The organism is Ferrimonas futtsuensis DSM 18154, assembly GCF_000422645.1.
Taxonomy (GTDB): Bacteria; Pseudomonadota; Gammaproteobacteria; order Enterobacterales; family Shewanellaceae; genus Ferrimonas; species Ferrimonas futtsuensis.
The window spans coordinates 24,413-44,343 of record NZ_AUGL01000028.1 but is presented as its reverse complement, the minus strand read 5'-3'; the positions used below and the strand labels follow the sequence as shown (position 1 = coordinate 44,343).

18 protein-coding genes are annotated in these 19,931 nt (G+C 58.9%); 11 read left to right on the top strand and 7 right to left on the bottom strand.

Annotated elements, in window-relative coordinates:
• The first annotated feature begins 563 nt into the window (after positions 1–563).
• Positions 564–1,571 (top strand): integron integrase, encoded by a 1,008-nt coding sequence (locus G505_RS21840; RefSeq protein ID WP_051216359.1) that lies wholly within the window; start codon positions 564–566, stop codon positions 1,569–1,571.
• A gap of 551 nt (positions 1,572–2,122) precedes the next feature.
• Here the strand turns inward: G505_RS21840 and G505_RS0116325 are convergent.
• The 4 genes from G505_RS0116325 to bioA all read right to left on the bottom strand — a co-directional run bounded on the left by G505_RS0116325 (position 2,123) and on the right by bioA (position 6,656).
• Positions 2,123–3,835, bottom strand: coding sequence for an ammonia-forming cytochrome c nitrite reductase subunit c552 (locus G505_RS0116325; RefSeq protein ID WP_028110519.1), 1,713 nt, complete (start codon positions 3,833–3,835; stop codon positions 2,123–2,125).
• A 536-nt stretch (positions 3,836–4,371) separates the two neighbouring features.
• Complete coding sequence (locus tag G505_RS0116320; RefSeq protein ID WP_028110518.1) at positions 4,372–4,737, bottom strand: MmcQ/YjbR family DNA-binding protein; 366 nt, start codon at positions 4,735–4,737, stop codon at positions 4,372–4,374.
• Between the two features lie 17 nt (positions 4,738–4,754).
• Positions 4,755–5,189: a hypothetical protein gene (locus tag G505_RS23105; protein ID WP_157509257.1), complete on the bottom strand. Its 435-nt coding sequence runs from the start codon at positions 5,187–5,189 to the stop codon at positions 4,755–4,757.
• A gap of 198 nt (positions 5,190–5,387) precedes the next feature.
• Positions 5,388–6,656, bottom strand: coding sequence for an adenosylmethionine--8-amino-7-oxononanoate transaminase (gene bioA / locus G505_RS0116305; protein ID WP_028110516.1), 1,269 nt, complete (start codon positions 6,654–6,656; stop codon positions 5,388–5,390).
• Between the two features lie 169 nt (positions 6,657–6,825).
• Here bioA and bioB point away from each other — a divergent pair, with 169 nt between their 5' ends.
• The 4 genes from bioB to bioD are packed head-to-tail and all read left to right on the top strand — an operon-like array spanning position 6,826 to position 10,431.
• Positions 6,826–7,818, top strand: a complete 993-nt coding sequence (gene bioB, locus G505_RS0116300; protein ID WP_211219985.1) for a biotin synthase BioB — start codon at positions 6,826–6,828, stop codon at positions 7,816–7,818.
• Positions 7,805–8,983: an 8-amino-7-oxononanoate synthase gene (bioF, locus tag G505_RS0116295; RefSeq protein ID WP_035385500.1), complete on the top strand. Its 1,179-nt coding sequence runs from the start codon at positions 7,805–7,807 to the stop codon at positions 8,981–8,983. Before bioB ends, bioF begins: the two co-directional genes overlap by 14 nt.
• Positions 8,964–9,761 carry a malonyl-ACP O-methyltransferase BioC gene (bioC, locus tag G505_RS0116290; RefSeq protein ID WP_028110513.1) on the top strand — a complete coding sequence of 266 codons (798 nt, stop codon included), beginning with the start codon at positions 8,964–8,966 and terminating at the stop codon, positions 9,759–9,761. Before bioF ends, bioC begins: the two co-directional genes overlap by 20 nt.
• Complete coding sequence (bioD, locus tag G505_RS0116285) at positions 9,754–10,431, top strand: dethiobiotin synthase (RefSeq protein WP_028110512.1); 678 nt, start codon at positions 9,754–9,756, stop codon at positions 10,429–10,431. Before bioC ends, bioD begins: the two co-directional genes overlap by 8 nt.
• Positions 10,432–10,436: 5 nt before the next feature.
• Here the strand turns inward: bioD and G505_RS0116280 are convergent, their stop codons facing one another.
• Complete coding sequence (locus tag G505_RS0116280) at positions 10,437–11,312, bottom strand: alpha/beta hydrolase family protein (RefSeq protein ID WP_028110511.1); 876 nt, start codon at positions 11,310–11,312, stop codon at positions 10,437–10,439.
• A gap of 261 nt (positions 11,313–11,573) precedes the next feature.
• Here G505_RS0116280 and G505_RS0116275 point away from each other — a divergent pair, with 261 nt between their 5' ends.
• From G505_RS0116275 to G505_RS0116250, 6 genes are all read left to right on the top strand, one after another.
• Positions 11,574–11,819, top strand: a complete 246-nt coding sequence (locus tag G505_RS0116275) for a hypothetical protein (RefSeq protein WP_028110510.1) — start codon at positions 11,574–11,576, stop codon at positions 11,817–11,819.
• Between the two features lie 607 nt (positions 11,820–12,426).
• Positions 12,427–13,833, top strand: coding sequence for a formate transporter FocA (gene focA / locus G505_RS21835; RefSeq protein WP_051216355.1), 1,407 nt, complete (start codon positions 12,427–12,429; stop codon positions 13,831–13,833).
• A 391-nt stretch (positions 13,834–14,224) separates the two neighbouring features.
• On the top strand, positions 14,225–15,400 hold the full coding sequence (locus G505_RS21830) for a glycosyltransferase family 4 protein (RefSeq protein ID WP_051216353.1): 1,176 nt from the start codon (positions 14,225–14,227) through the stop codon (positions 15,398–15,400).
• A 26-nt stretch (positions 15,401–15,426) separates the two neighbouring features.
• Positions 15,427–16,356 (top strand): NAD-dependent epimerase/dehydratase family protein, encoded by a 930-nt coding sequence (locus tag G505_RS0116260; RefSeq protein ID WP_028110509.1) that lies wholly within the window; start codon positions 15,427–15,429, stop codon positions 16,354–16,356.
• 32 nt (positions 16,357–16,388) lie between these two features.
• A complete protein-coding gene (locus tag G505_RS21825) occupies positions 16,389–17,507 on the top strand; it encodes a DegT/DnrJ/EryC1/StrS family aminotransferase (protein ID WP_051216352.1) in 1,119 nt (372 codons plus the stop codon).
• 39 nt (positions 17,508–17,546) lie between these two features.
• Positions 17,547–18,641, top strand: coding sequence for an NAD(P)/FAD-dependent oxidoreductase (locus tag G505_RS0116250; RefSeq protein WP_028110508.1), 1,095 nt, complete (start codon positions 17,547–17,549; stop codon positions 18,639–18,641).
• Here the strand turns inward: G505_RS0116250 and G505_RS0116245 are convergent.
• Positions 18,638–19,234, bottom strand: a complete 597-nt coding sequence (locus tag G505_RS0116245; RefSeq protein WP_028110507.1) for a hypothetical protein — start codon at positions 19,232–19,234, stop codon at positions 18,638–18,640. The two genes, G505_RS0116250 and G505_RS0116245, sit on opposite strands and share 4 nt — an antisense overlap.
• Positions 19,235–19,371: 137 nt before the next feature.
• Positions 19,372–19,914, bottom strand: coding sequence for a GNAT family N-acetyltransferase (locus G505_RS0116240; protein WP_028110506.1), 543 nt, complete (start codon positions 19,912–19,914; stop codon positions 19,372–19,374).
• Positions 19,915–19,931 lie beyond the last annotated feature (17 nt).

Here is a 19,931-nt window from a genome sequence, read left to right as displayed (position 1 = left end):
TGCCACGGCTTGATAACTCCGCTGACTCGCAACAACCTCACCAATGGCGGTTGAATTGCCTGGACTTCGACTCTGTTACCAGCCTCGTCAGTCAGGAGGTTCATAATTAACGGAGCGATACCAGCACTTCAGGATCACGACAATCCCTATGGCCTATAAGATTCTCTGTGTACGCTTCACCCAGATTGTTCGATTGGTTGTGGCTGCGCCACTGAAAAGCATCGGCTAATCCCTATCTCCGCCTTGGGCGCAACACTCGATACGGGTGACTGGTTAGGCCTTACCCGACGGGGACTTTCACCCCGCAAGATGCATCAAGCTTCGCTTGACGCACTAACAGCTTATTATGCGGCGACTTGCCGCCTATCACTCATTAAAATCTCGCCGCCTATCCACAAATGGTGAGATTACCGGCTTCCATCATAATCATCTTAACATCAGAGGCTTAGCGATCATCTGCCCCCTTTTCCTGAAAGGCAGTTTTGAGCGTAAGGCGGATCTTGCTTGCGGAAAGGCGGATTTGACCTATAACTGTATATTTATACAGTTATCAAGGGCCATCAATGACATCTCCATTTCTTCAGCATCTGGCCGAGAGGATGCGCGTCATGCGATACCGTGAAAACACGGTACGCACCTACTCGCTCTGGATAAGGCGATACATCAACTTCTGTGGTCAGAAACATCCCTCTGAATTGGGCCACTGCGAGGCTGAGCGGTTCCTGTCCTACCTGGCTACCCAGTGCAATCTGTCGCCCAGTACCCAGGCCATCGCTCTTAATGCGCTGGTGTTTCTCTATAAGGAGATCGTCAATCAGCCACTGGCACTGACATTGGAGTTCCAGCGTTCCCAGCGCCAGCCCAAACTGCCGGTGGTTCTCACCCAGTCAGAGGTGTCCGCCCTCCTGGCCAGCGCAGTGCCTCGCTACAGATTGGCCATGCAGCTGATGTATGGCAGTGGTCTTCGCAAGAGTGAGACCTACCGCTTGAGAGTCAAAGACCTCGACTTTGATTATTCCGGTATCCAGATCTGGGACAGCAAGGGTGGTAAACATCGCCGTGTGACGTTAGCCAGGGAGTTGTTCGACGCCCTGAGGTGCCAGATTTCCCGAGTACAGCATCTGCTGCAACAGGATCTACAGCATCCGGAGTATTGTGGCGTCAACATGCCATTTGCGCTGGAACGTAAGTTTCCAAACGGCCCATTTGAACTGGGTTGGCAGTTCCTGTTTCCATCAGAGGTACTGTCCCATGATCCGGCCGGTGGCGCATTACGGCGGCATCATTTCCACCCTTCCTGCCTTCGAAAGGCGGTGAAGATGGCAGCAAGAAAAGCCAAAATCACCAAACAGGTGACCTGCCATACGCTGCGCCACTCCTTCGCCACCCATCTTCTACAGAGGGGCACCGACATTCGCACCATACAGGCACAATTGGGACATCGGGATTTGAGGACCACACAAATCTACACCCATGTATTGCAGATGGGGGCGGATGGTGTTCAGAGCCCGCTGAGTCATTTAGGCCACAGCGGTAACAATGTTAGTGAGTGCAAACCTATATGCCATTGAAAACATTAGATTAACACTTGTACAACCTATTGGATTCAGACATAGCTCCGCCGATTCGGCGACCTAGTCAAAGGTGCTGAAAACTAAGGGATTAGTCGATTTGTAAGAGGCTACTCTACCCCAGCCATCAGAGTTAAACAATTTTCCAGATCAAACTCTGGAGTCAAGTGAGGAGATTCGTGAGGATGGCGACCCCCTAGGTGGCCCGCCCCCCTGGATTGCTGCCAGTGTTACGACTCATTGGCCAGCCCAGAAAATAGCAGAGCTGAGGGTTTAGTTGCTTGCCAATCTGTTTGGAACAAGTTTTTGATTCAGGCCAACTGCCGCCTGTTACCATCGGGCGACATTATTCCACCCGCTGAGCATCAATATTAAAACCACAACAAAAAAGGCACCCCTCCCGTCAGAAGACGAATATACAGAAGGGATGCCATGGCCTTAAGAACGGCGAGCCTGTATTTCAAATTTTTCTGAAATACAGTGACGGCGACATTGGGATGAGATGAATTCCGGAGCCGAAACTCCAGCCTACGCCGCCGTCGTGCTTACCTTTACTTCTTAAGCTCGTGTGGCCACTCTTTCTCTACTCGCTCAGAGATAAACTTGGCCTTATCAGTTTTCATCTTCTCCAGGTCGAGACCCGCCAGAGGTTGTGCCTCAGCTTTGGTGTCTACCGCGGTAATGTCGAAGACATAGTCCGGGGCATACTTCGCCAGCAGGGCATCCGCCTCTACCAGGGCTGCATCGATGATGCCGTTGGATTTCTCCAGCAAGCGAACCGCTTCTGCCTTGTTGTGGGCGTGGATGCCGTGAGATGCAGTGGCGCTGTCCCAGAACCATTGAGCGTTACGGATCTTGGTCAGCAGGCTGTTCATCTCGCCGGCCAGTTCATTACCCGCCTTCAGCGCGCCTTCGTAGCTGGCTTTCGCCTCACCGATGGTCTTGCCCTCTTTGAGGCCCTCTACACCGTTGGCGGACCAGATGGCCTGGGCCTTGAAGTGCAGCTCGGTCAGGCGAGCATCGGTGCCATTGGCGCCAAAGCGCAGAGCCTTAATCTCGTCCTTGCGACCACTGAGGATGGTCTCGAAGGTGTCGGGGTTGTGGCAACCCTGACAGCTGCTGGGCAGCCTGGCCGCATCGAAGCGAACGTTGTGGTTAGAGTACTCCACCCCGTCGTCGTTGGTAGACTTGGGCATGTGACAGGTAACACAGCTGAAGTCCAGGTGGCCAGACATCACGTGGCTGGTGCGGTCTGCCAGGTTCTCGTACTCGGGGTGCTGGGTCTTCAGGCTAGGCGCGCCGGAGATGGCATTGGTCCAGTCCTTGAAGCCGATGGAATCGAAGTAAGCCAGCTGAGCTTCGGCGGAAAAGCCGTCATACAGGCCATCGTCGCCGGCGTAACCCGCCTGTGAGGCGTAGTCAGTCTTCACACCGGGCACCCAGAAGTCCCAGGGGTATTTCACCTTCTTGTGGTCGGTGCCATCGAAGTAGTATTCGACGTGACACTGGGCACACACCTGGCTACCCTGCTCTGTGGCATCCTGAGCACCGAAGGTAAGACCTACAGTGGTCATGGCCCGCTCGGTATAGGGGCGGGACAGGCGCAGCTGATCTTCACCCAGCTCGTGACAGTCGGCACAACCAATGGTGTTGGCCATCTCATGACCCCAGGTGGACCAGGAGTTGTCGGTGAAGTTGGCTTCGCCAATCTCATCGTACATTCTGGCCAGGTCCGGAGATTTACAGGACCAGCAACTGGCCGCCATGGCTTCGCCCTGAACAACGCCGTCGACGATCATGGGGCTGCCGGTGCGCAGCGAGGAGATCACATCCGTCAGCGCAAAGTGGTGACCGCGAGCGCGGTTGTAGTCTTTGGCAAAGCCATAGCCCGCCCAGGTCACGACCAGGTTGGGGTTCTCTTCCAGAAGATCAGTAACTCCCTCATCCGGAGTGTTTTCTTCGGTCTTGGCCCAGGAGGCGTGCTGATCCGGGAAGCTTTCGGCCCAGTTATCGCTGTTGTAGAAATCAACGGCGCCTGTTGGGGGAATCATTTCACAGGTGTTGGTGTCAGTGTTCAGTACTGTGCCCTCACCGCACTCCACCGCTGGTGGTGGCTCTACGGGAACCACTTCGCACACATTGGTTTCGGTGTTAAGGACAGAGCCCTCCCCACATTCAACGTTTACGACCGTGGTATCATCATCATCACAACCGACGAGCACCGCCGATACGGCAACTGCAACAAGCAACTTATTAATTTTCATCATTTCCCTCTGAAAACTTTTTTAGAGTGTGTTGCAACGGGCCCATTGCGTTAAAGATTTAATCACCGCGATTAATAAAACGGCAATCCCAGATCTTTGCGATTATTTAAAAATGTGAACAAGATATTGCCAAATACCCCTTTGGTAGTACCCATAAAGAGGTAGAGGGGTATTGATCAAATAAACAAACACCATTCGACAATATTTTATACTTCCCACCAATAAAATCGCGCGGGAATCAATCTATCCAAAAAACAAATTTGGCCGGGTAAAACCAATCCAATATATGAATCATTTATAATTGGCCAATGTTCTAACCATAGATAAAATAATAATATAAGGCTCGACGAACATGATTTAAATCATTTCTCTGGCGCGTGCAATTTATCAGAAATAACCACAAAGTGTTCGACCTGAACAATGAGGTTATTCGACACTGTTGGCAAAAAAGGAAAAGTCATTACAACGGCAGGCGATGAGCGGGCAGACGACCCCGCTCGGTGCCTGTCAGGTTATCGCTACCCGGCAATCAGGCTTTAGAGGTGAACCTCCACGGCCGTCCGGTCCCGCTTGGGCAGCGAGCGCACGACCAGGGCGTGGGAGTTGTCGATCATCCGCTCTATTTCGCCATTGGGAATGGATCCGTCCAGAATCACCGTGTTCCAGTGCTTCTTGTTCATGTGATACCCGGGAATTACCGCATCGAAGATGTCTCTCAGTGCCAGGGCTTCATCGGGGTCACATTTGAGGTTCATCCAGTAATGACGCCTATCCTGGCCAAGTGCCAGGGTGGCGAACATCTTGCCCTTTACCTTAAATACCGCCACCTCTGGCCCGAAAGGGGTATCCAGTAAGCAGCAGGGGCGTGCCAGCAGGTAGGATTTGACCTGTTGTTGGTCCATGATCACCTCCGCTGTGGTTAGGAAAGGTTTTGCTGATGGCGACGGATCGCAGCCACCACTTCATCTGGGTTATCGGTACCCAGGCGAATTATCTTACCGCAATGCAGCCTGAGTTCGACGGCATAGTGACCCGAGACCTGGTATACCCAGCCACTGCGCCCCAGATGAACCGGCCATCGGCCATCTTCACTTCGTGCGATCACCGATACCTGGTCAATTTCTGATAGAGAGAGTTGCCGACGCCACACCCGGGGGCCGAAGTACCAGCGAACGAAAGCGGGATGCACTTCGATGGTCAGGGAGCTGAGCATGGCTCCAACCATGAGTACCAGAGTAGAAAGCAGCAGAACCGGTAAGCTGTCACAGCCTGCCCACCACAGGGTGATCAACAGGGCGGTGAGCCCCGACACCATCATGCCGCTGAATTGAGTCCGTCGATATAGTGCGCCCACACACTGCTCTCCCTGAGACTGACGCCAATCTCCATGCTAGAGAAAGGATCGAACCTCAATCTTGATCCTGAGCAGAATCTGAGGCGCTTTATCGAACATTTATCGATTTTAGCCCTGCTAAAGTGTGCGAAAAGCAGATATTGCCGTCCCTGACACCAAAAGAACGGGCACAAGCACACGCAAGGCTAAAGAGGCGCATCAGCCGCTGAGGCCCACCTCCATCGCCCTGACCACCTGGCGAAGCTGTGCCGCTTCCATGATGTAGGGAGGCATGATGTACACCAGACGGCCGAAGGGGCGGATCCAGACGCCCTGCTCCACAAACACCTTCTGAATCTCGGCAACGTTCACCGGTTCATGGGTTTCCACCACCCCGATGGCGCCAAGCCAGCGCACCGATTTCACCTTCTCCAGCTGCGCCAGAGGCGGCAAAAGCTCCGCCAGTTGCGTTTCAATCTGCGCCACCTGGTTTTGCCAGTGCCCTTCGCCAATCAGCGTCAGGCTGGCGTTGGCCACGGCGCAGGCCAGGGGGTTACCCATAAAGGTGGGGCCATGCATGAAGCACCCCGCCGCACCGGAGCAGACGGTATCGGCCACATGCTTGGTGGTCAGGGTCGCCGCCAGGGTCATGTAGCCTCCGGTCAGCGCCTTGCCCAGACAGAGGATGTCCGGGCTGATGCCCGCATGCTCGCAGGCAAACAGCTTGCCGGTGCGGCCAAAGCCGGTGGCAATCTCATCGCAGATCAGCAACACCCCATGCTGGTCACACAGCTGGCGCACCAGCCGCAGGAACTCGGGATGATAGAAGCGCATCCCCCCGGCCCCCTGGACTATGGGCTCAAGAATGACCGCCGCCAGCTGTTGATGATTGGCCATAAACTTGCTGTGGAAGTCGCTGAAGTCGTTCGGGTTCCAGGGGTCGAAGAAGCCGCCTTCGGGAGAGTCGGCAAAGATGTGCTCCGGCAGAAACCCCTTATAGAGGCTGTGCATGGAGTTATCCGGATCGGTCACCGACATGGCGGCAAAGGTGTCGCCATGGTAGCCGTGGCGCAGAGTCAGGAACTTGGCCCGACGCTCGCCTATGGCGGCCCAGTACTGCAGGGCCATCTTCAGTGCCACTTCCACCGACACCGAACCCGAATCTGCCAGGAACACCTTCTCCAGAGGCTCAGGCGTCATCGCCACCAACTTGCGACACAGCTCCACCGCCGGTTTATGGGTGATGCCACCAAACATCACGTGGGACATCTGCTCCAGTTGGGCGGCGGCGGCCTGGTTCAGCTCAGGGTGGTTGTAGCCGTGGATGGCCGACCACCAGGAGGACATGCCATCGATCAGCCGTCGCCCATCCTCCAGGGTCAGCTCCACCCCGTCGGCGCGGGTCACCGGGTAACAGGGCAAGGGGTCCAGTGTGGAGGTGTAGGGGTGCCAGACATGGTCTTGGTCAAACTGAATGTCGATGGTCATTTTTTAGTCAATAGTCAATGGTTAAACCTGTTGTTGGTTGACAGTCTATCGACTTGGATTAGACTAGCCAAGCATTTACCTATAACCACATACAGATTGGGGAGCCGCCGTGGAGCTGCGACATAACTGGACCCGGGAAGAGGTCGACACCCTGTTTAACCTGCCTTTTATGGAACTGATGTTCCAGGCACAACAGGTGCACCGCCAATATCACGATCCCAAAAAGGTGCAGGTCAGCACCCTGCTCTCCATCAAGACCGGCGCCTGCCCTGAGGACTGCAAATACTGTCCTCAGAGTGCCCACTACCGCACCGACATCGACAAGGAGCGGCTGATGGAGGTGGAGCAGGTGCTGGAGTCTGCCCGCAAGGCCAAGGCCGCCGGGTCTCAGCGCTTCTGTATGGGTGCCGCCTGGAAAAACCCCAAAGAGCGCGACATGCCCTACCTGGTGGAGATGATCCGCGGCGTCAAGGATATGGGCATGGAAACCTGTATGACCCTGGGGATGCTGGATGCCCACCAGGCCAAAGAGCTGGCCGACGCCGGTCTGGATTACTACAACCACAACCTGGACACCTCCAGGGAGTACTACGGCAACATCATCACCACCCGCACCTATCAGGACCGGCTGGATACCCTCTCCCACGTCCGTGACGCCGGCATGAAGGTGTGCTCCGGCGGCATCATCGGCATGGGCGAAAGCGCCGACGACCGGTTTGGCCTGCTGGTGGAGCTGGCCAACCTGCCCACTCACCCGGAAAGTGTGCCCATTAACATGCTGGTGAAGGTGAAAGGCACCCCGATGGAGGAAGCCGAAGATGTGGAGGCGTTTGACTTCGTTCGTCTGATAGCCATCGCCAGAATCATGATGCCCCAGTCCGCAGTGCGCCTGTCCGCCGGCCGGGAGAACATGAATGAACAGATGCAGGCCCTGTGCTTTATGGCCGGTGCCAACTCGGTGTTCTACGGCTGCAAGCTGCTGACCACCCCCAATCCGTCCGAAGACAAGGATCTGCTGCTGTTCAACAAGCTCGGCATCAACTCGGAACAGAAGTCCCAGCGCCCCGACGTAGCCGAAGCAGACGCCCTGATGGCCCGGGTCAGCCACAACATCGCCTCCCGCCCCAGCGATGAGGATCTGTTCTACGATGCCAGCCGCTGATCCGCTCAAGGCGCGCATCCGTCAGGCCCTGGCCGACAGGCACTCTCAGGGTCTGCTACGCCACCGCCAGCCGGTTCAAAGGCAGGAGGGGGCGATGATAAAGGTGGATGGTAGGCTCTACCACCACTTCTGCGGCAACGACTACCTGGGCCTGGCCGAGTGCGACAGCATTCGCATCGCCTGGCAGGATGGTCTGCGCCGCTTTGGTGCCGGTAGCGGCGCCTCTCCGCTGGTCACCGGCCATCACCAGGCCCATCATGAGCTGGAGCAGCAGCTGTGTGACTGGCTGGGTTTCGAGTCCGCCCTGCTGTTCTCCAGTGGCTTTGCCGCCAATCAGGCGGTGATCCACGCCCTGATGCAAAAAGGTGACCTGTTGCTTCAGGACAGACTCAATCACGCTTCCCTTCAGGAGGCGGGGCATCTGTCTCCGGCTACCCTGAAGCGCTTCGCCCACAACGACAGCGCCGATCTGGCTCGCCGCCTCGAAGCCGCGCCCAGAGGCTGCCCCAAGCTGGTGGTCACCGAAGGGGTATTCAGCATGGATGGGGATCAGGCGCCACTGGCCGAGATGCGTCAGCTGTGCGATGACCACGGTGCCTGGCTGATGGTGGACGACGCCCACGGCTGCGGCGTATTGGGGCCACAAGGGCGCGGCAGCTGTGCCGCTGACCAGATTCAGCCGGATATCCTGGTGGTCACCTTCGGCAAGGCGTTTGGCTGTAGTGGCGCCGCGGTGCTGTGCCGCGGTGACCTGGCCCAGTATCTGACCCAGTTTGCCCGTCACCTGGTCTACTCCACCGCCCTGCCCCCGGCCCAGGCCTGTGCCCTGACCGAAGCGGTACGCCAGATTCAGAATCAACAATGGCGACGTGAGCGCTTGCACACCCTGTCAAACCTGCTGACCGCCAACCTGGGCACCCAGGTGCCCCTGATGAGTACCGCCACTGCCATCAAACCACTGATGGTAGGAGAGAGCCAGCGTGCCCTGGACCTGTCCGCTCAGCTAAAAGAGAGAGGCTTCTGGATCAGTGCCATCCGCCCACCTACGGTGCCCGCCGGTCAGGCCAGATTGCGGTTGACCCTGAGCGCCGAGCACAGCGAACAGCAGATTTTGGCACTGGCAGACGCCCTGAATGAGGTGTGGCATGCAGCCGAAACCGAGTAAGGCCCTGGAGCCACACGATAAGGACGCCATCGGCCGCACCTTTGGCCGCGCCGCCGCCAGCTATGACAGCCATGCCCAGCTGCAACGCCTGGTGGGCGAGCGCCTGCTTACCCTGGCCGGACCGCTGCCATTGGGCAGGGTGCTGGACCTGGGCTGCGGCAGCGGCCATTTCACCGAAAAACTGGCCGGTCAGGGGCATCAACTGATCGCCCTGGATCTGGCCTCCCCCATGCTTGAGCACACCCGCCTGCGCTGCCCCGAAGTCCTGTGCCTGCAGGGCGACGCCGACGCCCTTCCCCTGGGCAGCGACTGTGTGGACATGGTGTTCTCCAGCCTGGCCCTGCAATGGAGCCAGGACCTGACCCAGGCCCTGAGACAGCTCAGGCGCACGGTCCGTCCAGGCGGTCGCATCCTGATCAGTACCCTGGCCGACGGCTCTTTGAATGAACTGGCCCAGGCTTGGAATCAGGTGGACCGCCAACCCAGGGTCAACCGCTTTATGAGCGAGGAGGCGCTGCGCATCGCCGTCGCCTCAGCCGGACTCAATCCGGCGCAGCTGAGCTTTGACACGGTGACCCTGCATTATGACTCCGCCCTGGCGGTGATGCGCGCCCTCAAGGGGGTCGGCGCTACCCATCTGCACCAGGGTGACGGCCACAGGAGCTTAAACCGTCATACCCTGACGGCCCTTGAACAGGCCTATCAGGCCCTGGCAGCCCACCCCGGGCAACTGCCTCTGAGTTACCGTGTCTGCTACGGAGTGTTTACCCTTGACTGAGACTTTCTTCGTTGCCGGTACCGATACCGACATCGGCAAGACCCTGGCGGCCAAAGGCCTGCTTCAGGCGTTCAATGCCCTGGGCCGGCGTACCGCTGGGTACAAACCGGTGGCCGCCGGATGCCACGCCACTGCCGAGGGGCTCAGAAACAGTGATGCCCTGACCCTGCAAGGAGCCTCGTCGCTCCCCCTGGAATACCCGCAGGTTAACCCTTATGCCCTGACTCAGCCGCTGTCGCCCCACCTGGCCGCGCCCATGGACGAGGTAGAGATCGATGCCGCGGTGTTGACGCAGGGCTTGGCGCAACTGCAGGCGAAAGCGGACGTGGTGGTGGTGGAAGGAGCCGGAGGCTGGCTGGTGCCCCTGTCCCACACCGAGGGCCTCAACCAGTGGGTGATGGAACACAGACTGCCGGTGATACTGGTGGTGGGCATTCGTCTGGGCTGCCTGAATCATGCCCTGCTGAGCAAACGGGTGATCGAAGCCGATGGCCTGAAGCTGGCGGGCTGGATAGCCAACAATGTGGATCCCAATGCCGCCTGCCAGCAGGAGAACCTGGACTATCTGCGCCAGCACCTGGGGGCACCGCTGCTGGGCCGCATCCCCTATCTTCAGGAGAGCGGCGGCGACATCGGCCACTACCTGGACCTCAGCCCGTTAGGCCGGTGAGGCCGCTAACCGGCAGCCTGTCGGCGGGGATAGGGGTGCAATTCACTCAGTAGCACGTCCCGCCACAACCGGGTTTTCTGCCTGGGGTGGAAAAACCCCCAGTGTCCGATTGCGCCACCGCACTCCTTACGGGTCAGATGCATCAGGGTGACAGGGGCACGGCGGTAATCCAGGTGCAGTCTCTCCACGTTCCTGGCCGAGATCAGCTCATCGTCCTCGAAGCTGATGGCCGTGATGGGGCAGCGGACCGAGGCAAACCCCGCTCGAATCGGCTCCCCCTCCACACCCACGGCGTAGTTGGGATGTAAGCACCAGCGACGCCACTGGCGCATCACCCCGGCGGGCAGATCCCCCACCATATTGAACCGTTTTCCCGGAAAGTACCCCACCACATTGGTGACCAGAGGCGCCGCCAGATACCACAGCATCCACACCCGACGTTTCAGCCGGGGAGGCACTTCGCGCCAGTAGCCACTGCCCGCCGCAACCGTGATGATTCTGTCGAGAAGATGAGAGTTGGGCGTCATTCCTGGCAGTTGGCCTCCCAGGCTATGCCCAAGCCAGACCAGCGGATGAGCCTGATCGTGCCGATAAGCCGCGTTGATCACCGCCGAACAGTCGAAACGGCCCCAGTCGAGAATGTTGACGTGACACTGTTGCAATGGCCCCTGGCGGGACGCGCCAAGACCGTGATAATCGAAGGTGATGACCCTGAAGCCCTGTTCCACCAGCCAGTGCACCAGGGGCTTATAGTAGTCCTGGCCAACACCCAAGGCAGAGGCGAGTATCAGGGTAGCGACGGCGTCACCGTCAGGACGGTACCAACAGGTGACCACTTCATAGCCCCCTCCCGTCATCAGTGGCCGCAACTCCATCTGCATGCGGTGCTCCTTAGATCGTTTTCTTTTAAGTCACCGGATGTTAAGGCGTACCAGCGGAGTCCGGCGGGCCCTAATATACTCTCCGGCTTGAAAATTCTATATGGCTAATCTCTGAAGATCAGCCCATCTAAATCTCAATCTTCGACTCAAGCGCAGCGTCAGTCACCGGGTCTGTGGGTCGCTGCTAACCTTGCTGTTGCGGCTCAGGCTGCGGTCTTCGGGGAGTGCCCCCGCCTATCTGTTTTTGACGAGGAGTTCACCATGGCATATGTCAGTATCAACGGCGTGCAGTATGAGAAAACCCTGCTGGATATGGCTCAGGCCCATACTCAAGGAGTCGGCGAGCACCGCATCTCCAGGGATGAAGCGAAGGCATTGATCAACAGCGCCCGAGATGGCCACTCCGTTACCCCGACCGAAATGAGGACACTCAACTACATCCGCGACCACTTTGACTTTACCGACGCCGCAGCCACTGTCTGGGAGGATGAGATTGGTAAACTTTAGTCCGCTGGGGCGGGGATTTATCCCGCCCTTATCACACCATAAAAAACAGATACGCAAATCTTTTTGCTTACCCTCATCAATATAATTGATACCTGAGCGTTTCAGGCCTCATCAACCCCCGGCCCGCTCAGCCAAGCGCAAAATCGTGTGCCGCACTAGGGTCACAGCCCGATCACCCGAACCAACCACAGGCATCCATCACCCGGATAACTGATAATCTGAATTTATATCAATGGTTCCTATCATTATGATCGCCTCCGATCGCCGCCGCTCGCCTCCCCTGACCCATCCACTTCCGCAAAAAGCAAAACGGGGTTCGACCTCCATCCCAAACGCCGCATTTAGGTGACCCGCGTCACCACCACCCGCCTCAGAAAGAGATCCGCATCACGCAAACCCACCCGTTCTCGCCACCGAATTTCACGACACCCGACCACCGAACTCATCAATTTCACTGATTAAACATAGGAAAAAGATCAATTTTTCTTTTACGGCGCGGCGCCGTAACGTGACGATGAACCACTGCAATATCAACCAGATGTGAACCAAGGAGCGCCATCATGTTTTTTGTGACGCCACACCCACTTAGCCATCAAGGAGGTGAACCGTGTTGACCCCAGTTCCCTCGCTGCCCAAATCCGACCCGCTTATCGCCGCCGCCGAGCGTTTTGGCCAGGGCAAGTTGGCCAATACCCGGGGCAAAACCTTTGCCCTGGCGATCATGGCCGGTTTGTACATCGGCATCGCCTTCACCTTCTACATCACCGTGGTAACCGGTGCCGTCGATCAATCCTGGGGACTGACCCGTCTGGCCGGAGGTCTGGTCTTCAGCCTGGGCCTGATCCTGGTGGTACTTTGCGGCGCGGAGCTGTTCACCAGCACCGTGCTGACCGTGGTCCCCTGGGCCAATGGCCGGGTGTCCACCGGCCAGATGCTCCGACACTGGTCTTTGGTGTTTCTGGGCAACCTGACCGGGGCGCTGACTCTGGTGGGACTGCTGATGCTGGCCAACCAGGGGGATCTGTACGGCGGCCAGTGGGGTCTGTCGGTGATGAACCTGGCCCAGCACAAACTGGAGCACAGTTTTATGCAGGCGGTCGCCCTGGGGATCCTGTGTAACTTATTGGTGTGTCTTGGGGTTTGGATGAGCTTCAGCACCAAGGATCCTCTGGGCAAGGCCCTGCTGCTGATGTTGCCTGTGGCCATGTTCGTCAGCACCGGCTTCGAGCACAGCATTGCCAACCTGTTTCTGGTGCCCCTGGGCATCGCCATCCGTCACAGCCAGGAAGCGGTCGACTGGCTGCGCCTGGGCCTGGAGCCCAGCCACTTCGCCCATTTGACCCTGGCGAGCTTTCTTAAGAACAACCTGCTGCCCGTGACCCTGGGCAACATCATCGGCGGTGCCGCCATGGTGGGCCTCGCCCACTGGTGGATTCACGGCCGCACTCAGACTCAATCCAGTTCCGTCCCTGCTCAAGGAGAAAAGATCATGATCAACACCAAACTGACCGCCGGCACCCTGTGCCACACCCTGCCCCTGACCATCGGCCCCGACACCCCCGTGACTCAGGCAGCCCAGCAACTGCTTCGCCGCGGCTGCGGTGCGGCCCTTGTGGTCGAAAACGATAAGCCTCTGGGCTTTGTCGATGACCAGGATCTGCTGCGCGCCTACTACCTGACCGAGTTTGAAGACACCGAGTTGATGCCGGTCAGTAAGGTGATGCAACCAATCCGTTTCAGCTGTGACATCAGCGAGCCCCTGACTCGACTGGCCTGCAGCCTGGCGGTCGATGAAAAGACCCTCTACCCGGTCAGTGAAGCGGGCTACCTCACCAGCTTCAACCTGGACAACCTGGAGCAACGTGCCATGAACGCCATCCCCCAGGGCAGTCAACTGGTGGTGGTCACCCGGGAAGGCCGCCTGGCCGGGGTGATTGAACGCCGTGGCGTACTGGCAGCGCTTACCGACGAGCCCTGGCAGCAAGCACCTCAGGAAACCGCCGAAGTCGCCTAACCCCAGGCGCTGGCCAAAGCTGGTGTTCCGTGCCAATCGCCTTGCATCAGCTTTTGGCCCCACTGGACCCTAGACGCCCGGGCCCTGGATGATCTGACCAGGGACTCGGGCAGCGCGCTGCGCCTTCGGGGCAGACGGCAACCACTCCAGCCCGGGGCTCTCTCAAAAGGCGTGACTCCCTCGGTGGGAGCCACAGGCCCAATGGATTGCCGTCTTTCTCGTCCAGACTATCCCCCAAGGCTCAACCGCCCCGACGAGTTGGCCACCAATTTCCTTCCCCTTGGTCGAAGAATCTGAACTATCTTTTTAGCCTGACCTAAGCCGATACACGGCCGGGCAAGGATGCCTCTCGAAGCCAGGATGGTTTTCCCCCTACAGGAAACCAGGACCGATGCCAGACAGTTCGCTGAAAGTTGTTCACGTGGTACGGCAGTTTCATCCCGGTGTCGGCGGACTGGAAAAGTTTGTCCAGGCCCTGGTGGAAGCGCAACGGGAGGCGGGCATAGAGGCATCAGTCGTGACCCTCAATCGCCTGTTTCATCAACCCAGGGTCCAGACGCTGCCTGCCACAGAGGTCGTCGAAGGGATCCCCGTCCGACGCCTTCACTATGTGGGCAGCTATAAGTACCCCATTGCCCCCGGGGTGTTGCGGGCCATCGCCCCCGCTGACCTGGTTCACGTACATGGCATCGATTTTTTCTTCGATTTTCTGGCGCTGACCCGCTCGTTGCATCGTAAGCCTCTGGTAGCCAGCACCCATGGCGGCTTCTTCCATACCCAGTTTGCCGCCCGCCTGAAGCGCGCCTACTTCCGCACCATTACCCAGCTCAGTTGCAAGGCTTACGGCCACATTCTGGCCATCAGCCAGGGCGACTATGAAACCTTCTCCCAGATCTGCCAGCCGCCGAAGTTGAAGCTGGTGGAAAACGGGGCGGACATCGACAAGTTTCGCGGCGGAGGCAGCCGTATTCCTACCCGGGGACTCATCTTCATCGGGCGCTTCTCCGACAACAAACGCCTGGACAAGCTGTTGATCGCCTTTGCCTGCCTGGCGAAGCTGGACGAGGCGTATCACCTGGACATCGCCGGGCGCGACTGGGACAACAACCTGGTGAGGCTCAGGCGTCAGATAGACAGCCTCGGGCTGCAGCAGAGGGTCAAGCTGCACCTGGGGCTGACCGATGACCAGCTCACCAGCCTGACCGGCCACAACTCCTTTGTGGTCAGTGCCTCCGAATATGAAGGCTTTGGCCAAACCTTGCTGGAGGGGATGGCCGCCGGTCTCTTCCCTCTGGCCTCGCCCATTCCCAGCTTTCAGCGGGTGGTGGACGCCACTGGGGTGGGGCAATGCCTGAGTTTTGACGACCCTGAGCTTTGGGCGCTGAAGACCCATGAGCAGGTCAATGCAGTGCTTGACGAGTACGCCGCATATCGGCGCCAGGCGACCCGTGCCTGCGGCGCCTTCTCCTTCGAGCAGTGCAGCCACACCATGATTCAAATCTACAAAGAGATGCTGGGCGGCAGGGAGCCGCCTCTGGACACCCAGGCAATGGAACGCCCCAGATAGCCCAAACACGCTAAGAGGAGTTAGCCATGCCACAACAGGTGCTGGTCACCGGCGGAGCCGGTTACATTGGATCCATACTGGTCCCCAAGCTGCTGGCGCGGGGAGACAGTGTCACCATCATCGACAAGCTGCTGTGGGGCATTGGCCCGTTGCTCTCCATCATGGGCCACCCCAATCTTCGGGTGTTTCACGCCGATGCCAGAGACGCGGTACAGCTGAGGCCCCTGGTGGACGAAGCGGATGTGATCGTCAACCTGGCGGCCATCGTCGGCTACCCCGCCTGCCAGCACCACCCCACCACGGCCAAAGAGACCAATGTCGGGATCATCGAAGCCATCGCCGGCCACCTGCGCCCGTCGCAGAAACTGATTCAGGCCTCCACCGGCTCAACCTACGGCGCCGTTGCCGGGGTCTGTACCGAAGAGACCCCGATCAATCCCCTGACCCTGTATGGCGAAACCAAGGCGGAAGCGGAGCAGCACGCCCTGAAGGTGGGTGGGGTTCCCCTGAGGTTTGCCACGGTATTCGGGGTCTCGCCCAGGATGCGTCTGGACCTGCTGGTCAACGACATCGTCCACCAGGTGGTGCATAACCGCACCTTCGTCATGTATGAGGGCCATGCACGCCGCACCTTTATTCACGCGGTGGACGCCGCCACCAGCATCCTATTTGCCATGGACCACTATGACCAGATGAGCGGACAGCCCTTCAACGTAGGGGATGAAGCCCTGAACTACACCAAGCTGGAGGTGGCTCAGCGAATTCAGGCGCAGTACGACTACTACCTGCATTGCGCCGAGTTCGGCGAGGATCTGGACAAGCGGGACTACGCCGTCAGCTATCAGAGAATCAAAGCACTGGGGTTTGGCGCCAGCGTCACCCTGGATCAGGGAATTGCCGAGCTGCTCAAGGTCTGCCCTCTGATGAAACCCTTCTCCATCTACAGGAACTTTTAGGCCATGACCACCGCACCTTTAGGAGACTGCCGATGAACCCATCCATCCCCTGGTCCCGCCCCGAAGTCGGTGATGAGGACCTGAAGGCGATCATTGGCGCCTTCGATGATGACTGGCTGACCATGGGGCCAAGGGCTGGCCAGTTTGAGGAGGCGATGGCCAATCGCCTGGCCCGGCGCCACGCCATCGCCGTCAGCAGTGGCTCTGTGGCCCTGGATATCGCCCTGCGCACCCTGGGGGTGACTCCGGGCGACGAAGTGATCGTTCCGGCCATCACCTACTTCGCCACCGCGGCAGCGGTCTCACGGGTCGGGGCCACGCCCGTCTTTGTGGACGTCTGCCCGGACAACCTCAACCTGGACCCCCAAGCCCTGAACGCCGCCCTGTCACCCAGGACCCGGGGGATCGTCTACATCGACTACGGCGGCTTGCCCGCCAACTTCCAGGCACTGAATGAACTGGCACGGCGCCACGAGCTGTTTCTGCTGCACGATGCCGCCCACTCACTGGGTGGTCTCTACCGGGGAGAGCCTCTGGGCAGCCAGGCCAACATCGCCACCATGAGCTTCCATATGGCCAAGGTGATGACCTGTGTCGAGGGGGGGATGATCTTCACCGACGACGACGAACTGGCGCACACTCTGAGGCTCTACCGCAACCAGGGGGAGTCGGACAAGTACATCCACAGCAAGCTCGGTTACAACGCCCGCATGACCGACATCTCAGCGGCCATCGGCCTGAACCAGCTTAAGCACCTGGACCGTTACCTGGCCGGACGCCGACGAGTATGTCAGGCCTATGATCATCACTTTGAACAGCTGGGCATAGAGATCCTCAGCAATCCGGAGCCAGACACCCTGGCCGCCCCCTTCCTCTACGCCATTCTGCTGGACGAGCGGGATCAAGTTGCCGCCGGCCTCAAGGAGCAGGGGATCGACACCCGCATCTGCTACCCCATGCCACTCTACCGCCAGCCTGTCTATCTGGAGGGGGAGGCGCCCAGCCGCCATCTGCCCTGCCCGGTGTCAGAGCGGATCAGCAAACGCATCCTGAACCTGCCGCTGTTCCCCAGCATGAGTGACCAGGAGATAGAGCGGGTGGTTCAGAGCGTGGACCTGCTGAACCAGGGGCCCCTTGTCAGCGGATTGTGACCCGGTATGCTGTTCCCTCCTACAGAGGGAGAGCGATCTATGGATAGGATAGACACCCTGGTGGTGGGCGCCGGGGTGATAGGACTGGCCTGCGCACGTGCCCTGGCTGCCCGGGGAGTGGAACTGTTGCTGCTGGAACAACAGCCGGCCATAGGGACGGGGATCAGCAGCCGCAACAGTGAAGTGATTCACGCCGGACTCTACTACCCCAGAGAGTGGCTCAAGACACGCCTGTGCGTCCAGGGGCGCGCCCTGCTCTACCCCTTTCTGAAGCGAACCGGGGTTGCTTACCGCCGCTGCGGCAAGCTGGTGGTGGCCACCAGCGATGCCCAGCTGACGCAGTTGCAGCGGCTGGCAAAACAAGCCGAGGCCAACGGCGTCGAGGGGATAAGCCTGCTTGGCGACGCTCAGGCCAGAGCCCTGGAGCCCCAGTTGCACTGCCATGGGGCCCTGCTGAGTCGGGAGTCCGGCATCCTGGACAGCCATCAGCTGATGCTGGCCCTGCAGGGCGAGGCGGAACACCTGGGCGCCATGTTGGCCCTCGGCTGCCAGGTGCACGCCATCCGTCCCGGTCCAGCCGGGCTGACCGTCACCACCAATCAGGGGCCGATCCTGTGCCAGAAACTGGTTCTGGCAGCTGGGCTGGCGACCCCTTCCCTGCTTGGCCGCATCCAGGGGTTGCCCTGCCAGACCCTGCCCCGGCAATACCTGGCCAAGGGCAACTACTACAAACTCTCTGGCAACGCCCCCTTCAGCCACCTCATCTACCCTGTGCCAGAGCCCGGTGGTCTGGGCGTCCACCTGACCCTGGACCTGGCGGGGAACGCCAGGTTTGGTCCGGACGTAGAGTGGTGTGACAGGGCAAGCTTTGAGGTCACTCCGGGGCTGGAGGAGCAGTTCAAACTGGCGATAGGCCGTTACTGGCCTCAGGTGGCGGGGCGCACCCTGACGCCGGATTACGCCGGGGTCCGCCCGAAGCTGTCCGGTCCCGGAGAACCCGGGGTCGATTTTGCGCTGCTCGGGCCTGCCGAGCTGGGAATCAAGGGTGTGGTGGCCCTGGCCGGCATTGAGTCACCCGGTCTCACCGCATCGCTGGCCCTGGGCGAGTGGGTGGCGACGCAGTTGCAGAGCTAGACGAGAGAGCAGAGCAGGCGGAATTGATAGTACTGGTCGAAGCGCCCCAGGTAGGCGACCTTGGCCCGCTCCCCATCGATCTCAAAGATGCGCTCATCCCCCACCTTAAAGTGGATGCGGCGACCCGCCAGCCGGGTCTCGATGCGATCCTCTAGCTCCCCCAGCACGGAAAAAGTGATGCCGTCTCCACACAGGGAGGCGCCCTTGTTCAGCGGCAGCACGAAATCGGGAAGGGTATTGATGTAGGAGAGGCGTTCTCGCTCCGCCAGCCACAGGAAGTTGCTTTCGATGGCTTGTGAGTAGTAACTGATCTGCCCCAGATCGGAGATCAGGCTCCGGCTGATGAAGTCGATGTGTTCCACCACGAGAGAGAGCTGCTGCTGATCGGCGGTCAGGGTCTTCAATCGGTCCAGTTCATCCTGCAATGCGGTGGCACTGCTGATGACGTCATCAGACACCTGCTGAACATCGGCGTTGATCAGCGCCAGGGGATGGTCTTTCTGGGATTGAGCCAGTTGCATTACGCTGATACCGAGGATGGCACCGATTAACGCCACCCCCAAGTTTCGAGCAATAAAACCAACGCTGTCCATAATAACACTCCCTGTTTCAATTACTTGTGACACTTCCGTGGTCACAGTCTCCTGATTTTGACACAGGAGAGATTTTGGGCAAGCTGCCAAGACCTCCTATGGGTGATGTATTACACAAATTTCGTCTTTGCCCCATCTCAGCAGGCAAGCAGGGCGGTCAGAACGTGGTCTCGCCACTGTCCATCTATTTTCAGGTAGTCCTTGGCATACCCCTCTCGGGTAAACCCCAACCCGGCCAGCAACTGCTCACTGCGACGGTTGTTGGGTTGGTAATTGGCCATCACCCGGTGCAGCCCCAGTTCGCCGAAGGCGAAGGCCAGCACAGGCACCAACACCTCTCGCATCACCCCCTTTCCCTGATGACGATGAGACACCGAATAACCCAAATTAGCCGCCTGGAAGGGACCAAACACCAGATTGGTGAGATTGACCACCGCCAGTATCTCCTGCTCGTCAGGCGCCAGTGCGACCAACCTCAGGGAGCGACGGTCCTCCCACTCCAGTTGCGCCACCCGAATCAGCTCCAACTGGTGGTTGAGGTGGAAGAAACTCTCGCTACGCTGGGGCTCCCAGGCTCGAAGGTGGTCGCGATTGTCCCTGTAGTAGTCCTGAATCAGAAACCCATCCTCCGCCGTTAACATGCGGATTTTGGTGCGTGATGTGGTGAGGGGGTGAAACACCGTCTAACTCCTGATGA